Annotated in this window: 10 protein-coding genes; 6 read left to right on the top strand and 4 right to left on the bottom strand. The window is 69.5% G+C overall.

Translation table 11 applies throughout. From position 1 onward, the window contains the following. Nucleotides 1–13: 13 nt before the first annotated feature. Nucleotides 14–964 (bottom strand): sugar-binding transcriptional regulator, encoded by a 951-nt coding sequence (locus AC5YDA_RS09170; RefSeq protein ID WP_496190240.1) that lies wholly within the window; start codon nucleotides 962–964, stop codon nucleotides 14–16. 103 nt (nucleotides 965–1,067) lie between these two features. Between AC5YDA_RS09170 and AC5YDA_RS09165 the strand changes: the two genes are divergently transcribed. From AC5YDA_RS09165 to glpK, 3 genes are all read left to right on the top strand, one after another. Next, the gene (locus tag AC5YDA_RS09165) at nucleotides 1,068–2,798 is read left to right on the top strand and encodes a glycerol-3-phosphate dehydrogenase/oxidase (protein WP_496190241.1); all 1,731 of its coding nucleotides are present in this window, start codon (nucleotides 1,068–1,070) and stop codon (nucleotides 2,796–2,798) included. Nucleotides 2,799–2,940: 142 nt separating this feature from the next. Beyond that, nucleotides 2,941–3,654, top strand: a complete 714-nt coding sequence (locus tag AC5YDA_RS09160) for an MIP/aquaporin family protein (protein WP_496190242.1) — start codon at nucleotides 2,941–2,943, stop codon at nucleotides 3,652–3,654. 115 nt (nucleotides 3,655–3,769) lie between these two features. Beyond that, nucleotides 3,770–5,284 carry a glycerol kinase GlpK gene (gene glpK / locus AC5YDA_RS09155; RefSeq protein ID WP_496192931.1) on the top strand — a complete coding sequence of 505 codons (1,515 nt, stop codon included), beginning with the start codon at nucleotides 3,770–3,772 and terminating at the stop codon, nucleotides 5,282–5,284. 87 nt (nucleotides 5,285–5,371) lie between these two features. Here glpK and AC5YDA_RS09150 read toward each other — a convergent pair whose 3' ends face one another. Both AC5YDA_RS09150 and AC5YDA_RS09145 read right to left on the bottom strand, forming a co-directional pair. Continuing rightward, the gene (locus AC5YDA_RS09150) at nucleotides 5,372–5,920 is read right to left on the bottom strand and encodes a GNAT family N-acetyltransferase (protein WP_496190244.1); all 549 of its coding nucleotides are present in this window, start codon (nucleotides 5,918–5,920) and stop codon (nucleotides 5,372–5,374) included. Nucleotides 5,921–5,985: 65 nt separating this feature from the next. Next, entirely contained in the window at nucleotides 5,986–6,597 is a 612-nt protein-coding gene (locus AC5YDA_RS09145; RefSeq protein WP_496190245.1) for a cytidylate kinase-like family protein, read from the bottom strand. A 99-nt stretch (nucleotides 6,598–6,696) separates the two neighbouring features. Here AC5YDA_RS09145 and AC5YDA_RS09140 point away from each other — a divergent pair, with 99 nt between their 5' ends. From AC5YDA_RS09140 to AC5YDA_RS09130, 3 genes are all read left to right on the top strand, one after another. Continuing rightward, the gene (locus tag AC5YDA_RS09140; RefSeq protein ID WP_496190246.1) at nucleotides 6,697–8,379 is read left to right on the top strand and encodes a ribonuclease J; all 1,683 of its coding nucleotides are present in this window, start codon (nucleotides 6,697–6,699) and stop codon (nucleotides 8,377–8,379) included. A gap of 125 nt (nucleotides 8,380–8,504) precedes the next feature. Continuing rightward, the gene (gene rpmB / locus AC5YDA_RS09135) at nucleotides 8,505–8,699 is read left to right on the top strand and encodes a 50S ribosomal protein L28 (RefSeq protein WP_496190247.1); all 195 of its coding nucleotides are present in this window, start codon (nucleotides 8,505–8,507) and stop codon (nucleotides 8,697–8,699) included. Between the two features lie 101 nt (nucleotides 8,700–8,800). Further along, nucleotides 8,801–11,014 (top strand): ATP-dependent DNA helicase RecG, encoded by a 2,214-nt coding sequence (locus tag AC5YDA_RS09130; RefSeq protein WP_496190248.1) that lies wholly within the window; start codon nucleotides 8,801–8,803, stop codon nucleotides 11,012–11,014. Nucleotides 11,015–11,063: 49 nt separating this feature from the next. Here the strand turns inward: AC5YDA_RS09130 and AC5YDA_RS09125 are convergent, their stop codons facing one another. Further along, a complete protein-coding gene (locus AC5YDA_RS09125) occupies nucleotides 11,064–12,080 on the bottom strand; it encodes an IS481 family transposase (RefSeq protein WP_496190249.1) in 1,017 nt (338 codons plus the stop codon). Between the last annotated feature and the right edge of the window lie 118 nt (nucleotides 12,081–12,198).

The raw sequence follows: 12,198 nt of genomic DNA, 5'->3' as shown, positions 1-12,198 counted from the left end.
CCCGGGGCCAGCGTCACAGCCGGCGAAGCGTGGCGCGAGCGGTGACCTCGTCGGTCACCAGGTCCGTGACGACACCGGCGCGGAGGGCCGCCACGATGGCGGGGGAGCGCTGCGGGTCGGCCACCACGCAGATGCGCCGGGGGACTCGCGCGAGCTCCGCGGGGGTGAGGCCCGTGGCGCGGGCGTTGGCGGCGATGTCGGCGTAGCTCCCGTCCTCGCGCAGGAGCACGGTGCAGATGTCGCCGACGATCCCGTCGGCGATCAGCGCCTCCCGCTCGGAGGGTTCGATGTAGCCGCTGGCGTAGACGTGCGAGGGCACCTCGCCGGTCATCGACCCGACACCGAAGACGGCCACGTCGAGGTGCTCGAGCAGGTCAAGGACGTGACGGACCGACCGCTCCCGCCACATGGCCCGTTTCGTCTCCGGATAGTCGAAGAACGCGGGCACGGGGAACAGCACCACCTCGGAGTCGAACGCGTCCCCGATCGACTGGAGGATCTCCCGGATGTAGGGGATCCCGGAGGTGCGTTGGTTGGCGCCGCCGTTCATCTGCACGATGGTCGTGTCCGCGACGGGACGGTGGGGCAGGTGCCGGGCCAGGCTCGCCATGGTGACACCCCAAGCCACCCCGACGAACATCGAGTCGCCGACCGCTTCGGCGAGGAGCCCCGCACCGCGCTGGGCCACCTGGTCGAAGCGACTCAGGACGTGCGAGGTCGACCGAACCGGCACCAGGTGCACCCGGACGCCGAACGCGTCGGAGAGGGCGCGCGCGAGCGGTGACTGGGCGCCGGAGGCGTCCGAGATGCTGATGCGCACCAGCCCCGACTCGCGCGCCTCGGCCAGCAGGCGGGAAACGCTGGAGCGCGACATGCCCAGTGATCGGGCGATGGTCTCCATCGTCTCGCCCTGGGCGTAGTACTTCGTTGCCGCGAGATACATGTGGTCGTAGCGGTCGTTCATTGCCCCCACCTCCGTGTGCACGTTTGCCCAACAGGGTGAAACATTAGTGCAGTTCCATGCAAGATGAGTCCATCGGCATGACCCCCGTGCAAAGGAGCAGCCAATGTCCATCCCGGCCCTGAACCCGGTCCAGCGCGAGCGTGACCTCGAGGCGCTGTCCTCCGAGACGTTCGACATCCTCGTCATCGGTGGTGGGGTGACCGGAGCCGGGACGGCGCTCGACGCCGCCACCCGCGGGCTGAGGACGGCCGTCGTCGAGGCCCAGGACTGGGCCTCGGGCACCTCCAGCCGCTCGAGCCGCCTCATCCACGGCGGGCTGCGGTACCTGTACAACCTCGACTTCGCCCTCGTCGCCGAGGCGCTGGGGGAGCGCGGACGGCTGCTGTCCCGCCTCGCCCCCCACCTCGTGAAGGCCCAGCCGTTCCTGTGGCCGCTCAAGCAGCGCGTGATCGAGCGGGCGTACTCGATGGTGGGCGTCGGGCTCTACGACGCTCTCGCCGTCATCCGGGCCGGCGGCCGCCGCACCGTGCCGCTCCAGCGGCACCTGGGGAAGGCCGGGGCGAAGGAGCAGTTCACCGACGTGCGCGACGACGCCCTCATCGGGGCGATCCAGTTCTACGACGCCCGTGTGGACGACGCGCGCCTCGTCATCAACCTCGTCCGCAGCGCCGTCCGCTTCGGCGCGCGCGCGGTGTCCCGGACGGCCGTGGTGGGGCTGATCCAGGGCGAGGACGGGCGCGTCTCGGGTGCGCGCGTCCGGGACCTCGAGTCGGGCCGCGAGTTCGAGGTGAACGCACGCGTCGTGATCAATGCGACCGGTGTCTGGACCGAGTCCACCCAGTCCTTGGCGCGGACCACCAATGCGGGCCTGAAGGTGCTGGCCAGCAAGGGCATCCACATCCTCGTGCCCCGCGACCGGATCCGCGCGAAGTCGGGCATGTTCCTACGCACCGAGAAGTCGGTGCTGTTCATCATCCCGTGGCCGCACTACTGGGTGATCGGCACCACCGACACAGCTTGGCACGAGCAGCTCAAGCACCCGGTCCCCACCTCGGCCGACATCGACTACGTGCTCGAACACGCGAATGCGGTCCTGAGCGCGAACCTCACCCGGGACGACATCATCGGCACGTACGCCGGTCTCCGCCCGCTGCTGCAGCCGGTCGGTGCAGACGAGGCCAAGTCCGCGAAGGTGTCCCGCGAGCACACGACGCTCGAGGCGGCGCCCGGGCTCGTCGTGATCGCCGGTGGCAAGTACACCACCTACCGCGTGATGGCGAAGGACGCGGTGGACGTGGCCCTGGGCAAGGAGCGCGCGTCGGAGCTCCCGTCGATCACGCACGACGTGCCCCTGCTGGGTGCCGATGGCTTCGGGGCGGTGGTCCGTCGACGTGACGCGATCGCCGGCCGCTACGGGTGGTCGGACAGCCGGGTCGAGGACCTCACGGACCGCTACGGCTCCGAGATCGACGATCTGCTGGCCCTCGTCGACGAGGACGCCTCGCTGGGGCAGCCGCTCCAGGCGTCCGACTGGTACCTCCGGGCCGAGGTGGCGTTCGCCTGCCACTACGAGGGTGCGCTCCACCTGGAGGACATCCTGGTCCAGCGCATCCGATTGAACTCCTCCTCGCCCGACCGCGGCGCGTCCGCGGTGGACGAGGTGGCAGAGATCGCCGCCGGCATCCTCGGGTGGGATGCGGGGCGGGCCGAGGCCGAGAAGGCCAACTACCGCGCCAGGGTCGCCGCAGAGCTGGCGGCCCAGCAGGAGCCGACGGACGCCGGGGCGTCCGCAGCCCGCCTGCGGGCGGAGGACGTGGTTCCCTCCGAGCTCTGACACCGGTTCGGGCGACGTAGCCCGTACCAGGAACAAGGACGCCCACCCCCGGGGGTGGGCCCCGAACAGGCACGATGGTGCCGGAAAGTGAGATCCCGTGTCTCTCGCAACCATCTTCCTCTCCGAGGTCGTAGGGACAGCGATGCTGCTCCTCCTCGGCGGCGGTGTGGTCGCCAACAACATCCTCCCCAAGAACAAGGGTGCCGGAAGCGGCTTCCTCCACGTCAACGTGGGCTGGGGTCTCGCCGTGTTCGCCGGCGTGCTCGTCGCTGCCAACTCAGGAGCGCACATCAACCCCGCCGTGACACTCGGCGTCCTGGCATCGGGCGCCACCGAGTACGTGCCCGGCATCCCGGTGGACGCGGTGAGCACCCTGACCTACATCAGCGCACAGTTCCTGGGTGCCTTCCTGGGTGCCGTGTTCTGCTGGCTGGCCTACAAGCGCCAGTTCGACCAGGAGGCACCTCCCGCCGTCAAGCTGGGCGTCTTCTCCACCGGTCCCGAGGTCCGCGCCCCCCTCTGGAACACCGTCACCGAGATCGTGGGCACCTTCGTCCTGGTGTTCGTCGTCCTGGGCGCGGGCAAGTACGCACCCGAGGGTGCGGTCAGCATGGCCTGGCTCGGCGCCCTCGGCGTCGCCCTGCTGGTCGTCGGCATCGGCGCCTCGCTCGGTGGCCCGACCGGCTACGCCATCAACCCGGCCCGTGACCTCGGCCCCCGCATCGCGCACGCGATCCTGCCGATCCCCGGCAAGGGCAGTTCCGACTGGGGCTACTCCTGGGTCCCCGTGGTCGGTCCCCTCACCGGTGGCATCCTCGCCGGCCTGCTCAGCGGCGTGCTCATGCCCGTCGCCTGACCCCGTCGCTGTCTGGTCGGCGGCGCCGGCCGGGCAGGACCCGATCCCTACGCCATCGCGTCGCCGAACGACCGGCGGCCATCAGTACCACACACAAGGAAGTGGAAGGAACACCATGGCTGACAAGTACATCCTCGCCATCGACCAGGGCACGACCAGTTCGCGGGCGATCATCTTCGACCATGCCGGGAAGATCGTCTCGACCGGCCAGATGGAGCACGAGCAGATCTTCCCGCGGGCGGGCTGGGTCGAACACAACCCGGTGGAGATCTGGGACAACATCCGTGAGGTGGTGGCCCAGGCGCTCGCCCGGGGCGGGGTGAACAAGGACAACATCGCCGCCGTCGGCGTCACCAACCAGCGCGAGACCGCGATGGTCTGGGACCGGGCCACGGGCGAGCCGGTGTACAACGCGATTGTCTGGCAGGACACCCGCACCGACAAGATCTGCAAGGAACTCGCCCAGGGCGACGACAACCGGTACAAGGAGAAGGTGGGCCTGCCGCTGGCGACCTACTTCTCCGGCCCCAAGATCAAGTGGATCCTCGACAACGTCGAAGGGGCACGGGCGCGCGCCGAGGCCGGCGAGCTCGTCATGGGCAACATGGACACCTGGGTGATCTGGAACCTGACCGGAGGTGTGGACGGGGGCGTCCATGTGACCGACGTCACGAACGCCTCCCGCACGATGCTCATGGACCTCGAGACGCTCAGCTGGGACGAGTCCATCTGCGCCGACATGGGCATCCCGATGTCGATGCTGCCGGAGATCCGCAGCTCGGCGGAGGTCTACGGCCTGGGCCGCGAGGCGGGCCTGCTCGGCGGCGTCCCCGTGGCCGGAGACCTCGGCGACCAGCAGGCGGCCACCTTCGGCCAGGCCTGCTTCGAGGTCGGGATGGCCAAGAACACCTACGGGACGGGCAACTTCATGCTGCTCAACACCGGCGAGGCGGTCGTCCAGTCCAAGAACGGACTGCTCACCACCGTCTGCTACAAGATCGGCGACAAGAAGCCCGTCTACGCGCTCGAGGGGTCCATCGCCGTGACCGGCTCCCTCGTCCAGTGGCTGCGCGACAACCTGCAGATGTTCTCGTCCGCCCCTGAGATCGAGGAACTGGCCACGAGCGTCGAGGACAACGGTGGCGCCTACTTCGTCCCGGCGTTCTCGGGTCTGTTCGCCCCCTACTGGCGGTCTGACGCCCGCGGTGCACTCCTCGGACTCACCCGGTACGTCAACCGTGGGCACATCGCCCGCGCGGCGCTGGAGGCCACGGCCTACCAGACGCGCGAGGTGCTGGAGGCCATGGAGGCCGACTCGGGGGAGAAGCTCACCGAGCTGAAGGTCGACGGTGGCATGATCGCCAACGACACCCTGATGCAGTTCCAGGCCGACCAGCTGGGGGTGGACGTCGTCCGCCCCGTCGTGGCCGAGACGACCGCGCTCGGCGCGGCCTACGCAGCCGGCATCGCCGTGGGCTACTGGGAGGGTGAGCAGGACGTCATCGACAACTGGGCCGAGGACAAGCGCTGGACGCCGTCGGTGGACGCCACCGAGCGCGACCGGCTCTACCGGAACTGGAAGAAGGCCGTGACCAAGACCTTCGACTGGGTGGACGACGACGTCGTCTGAGTGTGTCCTGACGGCCCGCCCCGGACCGTGCGCCTCACAGGCCATGGCAGCCAGGGCGGGCCGTCCGCTGCCCGGCCCCGTCCGGGATCAGCGCAGGCCGGTGTGCAGGCGGATCATCTTCACGGAGGCGGCTTCGTCCTCGGTGCCGACGGTCCGGTGCGCGCCGTCCGGCGCCCAGCCGGCCGACTGCAGGAACCGGCGCAGCGGGTCGTCCGTGGAGCGCACCCACCAGGTGGCGCGGGTGAACCCGTCCGCGCGGAGGGTGTCGGCGATCGCGTTGAGCAGGCGCGAGCCGTGGCCCTGCCGCTGGGCGGGCGGGTCGATCACGAACTCGCCGACCATGGCGTCCTGCCCGGGGTGGGCGTCGTCGTCGTCCGCAGGCCCGATGGCGGCGAACCCCACCACACGGTTCTGCTCGGTCGCGACCAGCACGCGGAACTTCGCCAGCGGCGGCTTGGTGATGGCCGCGGACCACGACCCCGCCATGGAGGCCAGGTCGACCGAGGCCAGCGCGTGCTCGGCGACGTCAGCAGGGAACAGCTGCTGCCAACTGCGGCGCTGGACGGAGGCGATCCGTTCCGCCTCGGCGGGGAGGGCGAGGCGGCAGGAGTCGGCGGTGCGAGGAGCATCGGTCACGCGGACATGCTAGCCCCGCCGGGGGGCCACCCTTGCGGGAGGCTTCCCGGCGGGCGCCAGCAGGGTCAGGCCTTGCCCTCGGCCGTCGCCTTGATGATCGAGACGACCGTGGCCACCGGCAGGCCGGAGCCGTTGATGACGACGTCGTACCAGTCGTTGTCGCGTGGATCGAAGTTGTAGGTCTTCTCCGACAGCATGGCGCGGAACTCGTCCTCGATGGCCTGGCGCCTCTTGGCGCTCTCGACGCCGAGACCGCCCTGCGCGGCGAACGCGATGCGGCTCTCGACCGGGCCGTCCAACTTCACGTGGACGGTGTTGGGGCGGTCCTTGAGGATGTACTGACCGTTGCGCCCCTGGATGACGCCGCCCTGCTCGGCGGCCGCCCGCACGAGGGCGGTGTTCTCCTCGGCCATCGCGGCATAGTTGGCCTGGGAGAAGGTCGCCGCGTTGGAGACCGCACCGTCATCGGAGAAGTTCGCCGGCGAGAAGTTGCGCAGCAGGCGACCCAGGGCGCCCTCGCGCTCCCGCTCAGCGGTGGCTGCCTCGATGGCCTCCGACGAGTAGGCCTGCTTGTGGAGCGGCAACTTCAACTCGGCCGCCACGGCCTCGGCGACGGCCTCCATGTTGGACCCGTAGGTCTCCCACAGCGTGATCACCAGTGGGGTCTGATCTGCCATCACGTCCTCCTTTGGGCGTTCTTCACTTGTTCACATCCTAGTTGCAGGCCGTGCCGCACGGAGCGGAATGCGCAGAAGCCGAGTGGGTAGAGTTGGGGGGTGCGTGAAGCCCTGAAGACCCCGCCCGCCTTGGCCCCGGACACCCTGCGGATCATTCCGCTGGGCGGCTTGGGCGACGTCGGCCGCAACTCGACCACCTTCGAACTCAACGGCGAACTCCTCATGGTCGACTGTGGGGTGCTGTTCCCCGACGAGAACCACCCGGGTGTCGACCTGATCCTGCCGGGGCTCCATCTCGTCACCGATCGGCTCGACTCCATGGTGGCGCTCGTGCTCACCCACGGGCACGAGGACCACATCGGCGCCGTCCCGTACCTGCTGCGGCGGCGCCCGGACATCCCGGTGCTCGGCAGCAAGCTCACGCTGGCCTTCGTCCGGGAGAAGCTCAAGGAGCACCGCATCCGCAACGTCGACCTGCGTGAGGTCTCGGAGGGTGACCGGACGCACATCGGCGGCTTCGACCTGGAGTTCCTGGCGGTCAACCACTCGATCCCGGACGCGTTGGCCGTGCACATCCGCTCCGCGGGCGGCAGCGTGCTGCACACGGGCGACTTCAAGATGGACCAGCTGCCCCTCGACGGCCGCCTCACCGACCTGCGTGCGTTCGCGCGGGTGGGGGAGGAGGGCCTCGACCTGTTCATGGTCGACTCGACCAACGCCGAGACGCCAGGCTTCACCACCTTGGAGAAGGACATCCAGCCCGCCATGGAGCGCGTGTTCACCCACGCCAAGGGCAAGCTGATCGTGGCCTGCTTCGCGTCCCACGTGCACCGCGTCCAGCAGGTCATGGACGAGGCCGTGAAGGCCGGACGCAAGGTCGTCTACGTGGGACGGTCGATGGTCAAGAACATGACCATCGCGGCCCAGTTGGGCTACCTGCGCGTGCCGGGCGACACCCTCATCGCGCTGGAGGACATCGACAACTACGCCGACCACGAGGTCGTCATCATCTCGACCGGGTCACAGGGGGAGCCGCTGAGCGCGCTCGGCCGCATCGCCAACCACGAGCACCCGGTGATCCGCGCGGGGCAGGGTGACACGGTGCTGCTCGCGAGCTCACTCATCCCGGGCAACGAGAACTCGGTGTATCGCGTGATCAACGGACTCACCAAGAACGGTGTGAAGGTGGTGCACAAGGCCAACGCGCTCGTGCACGTGTCCGGGCACGCCTCGGCCGGGGAGTTGCTCTACTGCTACAACATCGTCAAGCCGCGCAACGTGATGCCGGTCCACGGCGAGGTGCGCCACCTGGTCGCCAACGCCGAGTTGGCCATCGCGACGGGCGTCCCGCGCCAGAACACCGTGGTGGTCGAGGACGGCGCGGTCGTCGACCTGCGCAAGGGCCGTGTCGAGGTCGTCGGACGCCTCGAGTGCGGCTACATCTTCGTGGACGGCTCCACGGTGGACGCCGTGGGGGATGCCGAACTGCAGGATCGCCGGATCCTGGGCGAGGAGGGGTTCATCTCGGCCATCGCCGTGGTCAGCCTGCACGCCGGTTCGCTGGTGGAGGGGCCGATCATCACGGCGCGCGGGTTCGTGGGTGCGGAGGGGATCTTCGACGACATCACGGCCGAGGTGGCGCAGGCCTTGCGGGAGGCGCTCGCCGAGGGCGCCGACGACCCCTACCCCCTGCAGCAGTTGATGCGGCGCCGGATCGGACGTTGGGTGAGCAAGCGGTTCCGTGCGCGCCCGATGATCGTGCCCGTCGTCCTGGCCACCTGAGGCCGGTGCGGGACCCCGATTTCGCTCTCGGGCGGGATTCGGTTAGGATTGACAGGTTCCGATTTTCGAGAGCGGCCCCGACGCGTGATCCGTCGCGGGGGCCGGAACACAAAGGAGATACTCCCATGGCAGCCGTGTGCGACCTGTGCGCCAAGAAGCCGACCTTCGGCCACAACGTGCCGTGGTCCAAGAAGAAGACCAACCGTCGTTGGAGCCCGAACGTGCAGTCCGTGCGCGCGTTCATCAACGGTGGCACCAAGCGCATGAACGTGTGCACCTCGTGCATCAAGGCCGGCAGGGTCGCGCGCGGCAAGGCCTGATCCCAGCTCTGTGAAAGACCCGCCTTCGGGCGGGTCTTTTCGTCTGCCCGGACGCGAACCGCTCAACCTGCCTGTCGGGGGGCCTCGCTAGGATCGCCGGCATGGTCAACCAGCGCTGGCAGACGCGTGCGTTCGCGGAGTTGAACGCACCGCTGGGCGACGTCCTCGGCGCGCAGGCCAAGCACTTCGAGGCGCTGCGCCTCCACACGGTCGGAGACCTGCTGCGCCACCTTCCCCGGCACTACCTGTCCGGCACCGAGCTCACTGACCTGGCCACGCTCGAGGAGGGGGAGCACGTGGCCGTCATGGCGCGTGTCGAGCGCCTGGACGTCCACGAGGGCCGCGGTGGCCGACGCGGCACCGGTCGCCAGCCCAACTCGCGCCTCGAGGTCACCCTCACCGACGGACGCGGCCGCATCAAGGCCACGTTCTTCGGCCGGGACCACGCGGTGAAGTGGTGGCAGAAGGGCCTCAGTCAAGGGGAGCGTGGCATCTTCGTCGGCAAGGTGGGGTCGTTCAACGGCCACCCCCAGATGACACACCCGGCGTTCGTGATGCTGGACGCCGCAGGCCGCGTGGTCGGCAACTCCGAGGAGAAGGAGAAGATCGCCGAGCTGTCCCGCTCCGGCCTGGTCGGCCTGTACCCGGCCACCGCGAAGCTGAAGACATGGACGATCGCGGAGTCGGTCCGCGTCGCGCTGAACGCGCTCGACGGCGCGGCGGACCCGTGGCCCGACTGGGTGCGCTCCCAGGCCGGCGTGACCGGACTCGTCGCAGCGTTCACCGCCGTCCACCGCCCCGATTCCAGGGGCGACATCGAGCGTGGCAATCGGCGCCTGCAGTTCGACGAGGCGTTCTCCACCCAGCTCACCATGGCCTACCGGCGCGCGGAGAACGCCCGACAGTCGGCGGGGCCGCGCCCGCGGCGTCCGGACGGGCTGCTGGACGCCTTCGACGCCAAGCTGCCGTTCACCCTGACCGCTGGCCAGCAGCAGACGTCGGAGGAGATCTTCGCCGACCTCGCCCGCACGCAGCCGATGCAACGGCTTCTCCAAGGCGAGGTGGGCTCGGGCAAGACGCTGGTCGCGCTCCGCGCGATGCTGGCGGTGGTGGACGCCGGCGGCCAGACCGTCCTGCTCGCGCCGACCGAGGTGCTCGCCCAGCAGCACCACCAGACGATCCTCGGGTTGATGGGGGAGCTGGGCATGGGCGGCGGTGTCCTCGGGGCGCCGGAACACGCCACGGACGTGGTGCTCCTGACCGGATCCATGTCGGCGGCCGCCAAGAAGGCCGTGTTGCTCAAGATCGCCTCCGGGGAGGCGGGCATCATCATCGGCACCCACGCGCTGCTGGCCGACCACGTCCAGTTCGTCGACCTCGGTCTCGTCGTCGTCGACGAGCAGCACCGCTTCGGTGTCGAGCAGCGCGCCGCGCTCACCGACCGGGCGACCGCCAAGCCGCACGTGCTGGTGCTGACGGCGACGCCGATCCCGCGGTCGGTCGCGATGACGGTCTTCGGCGACCTCGAGGTCTCCACGCTGGCCGAGTTGCCGCGGGGGCGGGCCCAGGTGACGACGACCGTCGTGGACGCGGGACGCCGGCCCGCCTGGGTCGATCGTGCATGGGAGCGCGTCTGCGAAGAGGTCGCCCAAGGCCGTCAGGTGTTCGTCGTCGCACCGCGCATCGGGGCTTCCGCGAGCGAGGGCGACGGCATGGGTGTGCTCCAACTCGCCGACCACCTGCGTTCGGGGCCCCTCTCCGGCGTGCGGGTGGGCGTCCTGCACGGCCAGATGTCGTCCGAGGCGAAGGACGAAGCCATGGGCTCCTTCGTGCGCGGCGACACGGATGTCCTCGTCGCGACGACGATCATCGAGGTCGGTGTCGACGTACCCAACGCGTCCATGATGATCATCTGGGACGCGGACCGCTTCGGCATCAGTCAGCTGCACCAGCTGCGTGGCCGCATCGGGCGCGGCTCCCTGCCGGGCGTGTGCCTGCTGGTGAGCTCCGCGGAGCCGGATGCGGACTCGTGGCAGCGGCTGCAGGCGGTGGCGTCCACCCGGGACGGTTTCGTGCTCGCCGAGCTCGACCTCGCGCAACGCCGGGAGGGCGATGTGCTCGGTGCGAGCCAGTCCGGCGGGCGGTCCACGCTGAGGCTGCTGCGGGTGCTGGAGCACGCGGACGTCATCGACGCCGCACGCGCTGTCGCCGAGGAGGCCGTGCGGCGTGACCCGGTGTGTGCCACGCCGGGGTTCGCCGACGCGGTGCTCCAGACGAACCTCGTCGCCGACGGCGACTGGATCGACCGCAGCTGACGATCCCCGTGGACAACCGGACGTCGTCCTGCTCGATCGAGTTCGCCCGCTAGCTGTAGTTGCTCATGACGTTGGTGACGCCCGTCCGGAGGCGTGAGGCTGGGGGTTGGTCACCGGTAGCGCTGTGGGGCCGATGGTAGTTGTAGTGCAGGTTCCAGGTCGCGATCGCTTGGCGTCGGTGTTCTTCGCTGGCCCAGGGGCGGGCGTAGAGCAGTTCGTTGGCCAGGATTCGCTGGTAGCGCTCGACCTTGCCGGTGTGGCGGGGTGTGTAGGGCTTGGTTCGCTGGTGGCGTGCGGCGAAGGAGCAGACGGCGCGGGTGAAGTCGTTGGCGCGGTAGCAGGAGCCGTTGTCGGTGACGATCCGGGTGAACCGGGTGATGCCGTGGGCGGCGAACCAGACGTGGGCGCGGTGGAGGAACCCGATCGCGGTCTTGGCGGTCTCGTCGGGGAGGGCCTCGGTGTAGGCGAGCCGGGAGAACCCATCGACCGCGGAGTGGAGGTAGACGTAGCCGGGTCGAGCGCCACGTGCTTTGGCCTTGGCGGTGGCGCGGGCTGCGGCGCGGGCCTGGTCTGAGTTGATGCCGTGGATGCGCCAGCCGCCGCCGTCGGGGATGCGGCCGACCTTCTTCACATCGAGGTGGATCATGTGTCCGGGCCAGTGCGCGGTGATCGTGCCGGGCTTGCGGAGTGGTTCGCCGTCGACGTCGAGGTGGTCGAGTCGGTGCAGGCCGAGTTTGTGGAGCCAGCGGGTGACGGTCGCGACCGAGATGGTGATGTCGGTGGCTGCGAGTTCGCGCGCGATCCGGCGTGCTGACCACTTGTTCTTCCGCATCAGCGCGATCTGCTCGACCACAGCCGTGGGGGTCTGGGTCGGGCGATGTCGGGGTGCGCTCGAGTGATCGTGGAGGCCGGCTTCGCCGTGTTCGCGGTAGCGGGCCACCCACTTGCCCAGGCACTGGCGTGAGACGCCTGCTTCGGCGGCGATATGGGCGATCGGGCGGTGGCGGCAGCGCAGCACCAGCCGCAGACGGCCCTCGGAGGTCAACGGAGCATTACGGTGGGTCACAGGGCAGGTCCTTCGGATCGGCGACGGTTGTCTTGGTCGACTTCCATCCTTGCCGCCGGGGACCTGCCCGTCCCTCACCGCCTACCGCCGGGTGACACCAACCTCATGAGCCGCAACA

Source organism: Propioniciclava sp. LT294, assembly GCF_059516005.1.
Note: the sequence above shows the minus strand (reverse complement) of the source record. Positions and strands in the feature narration are given on the sequence as shown.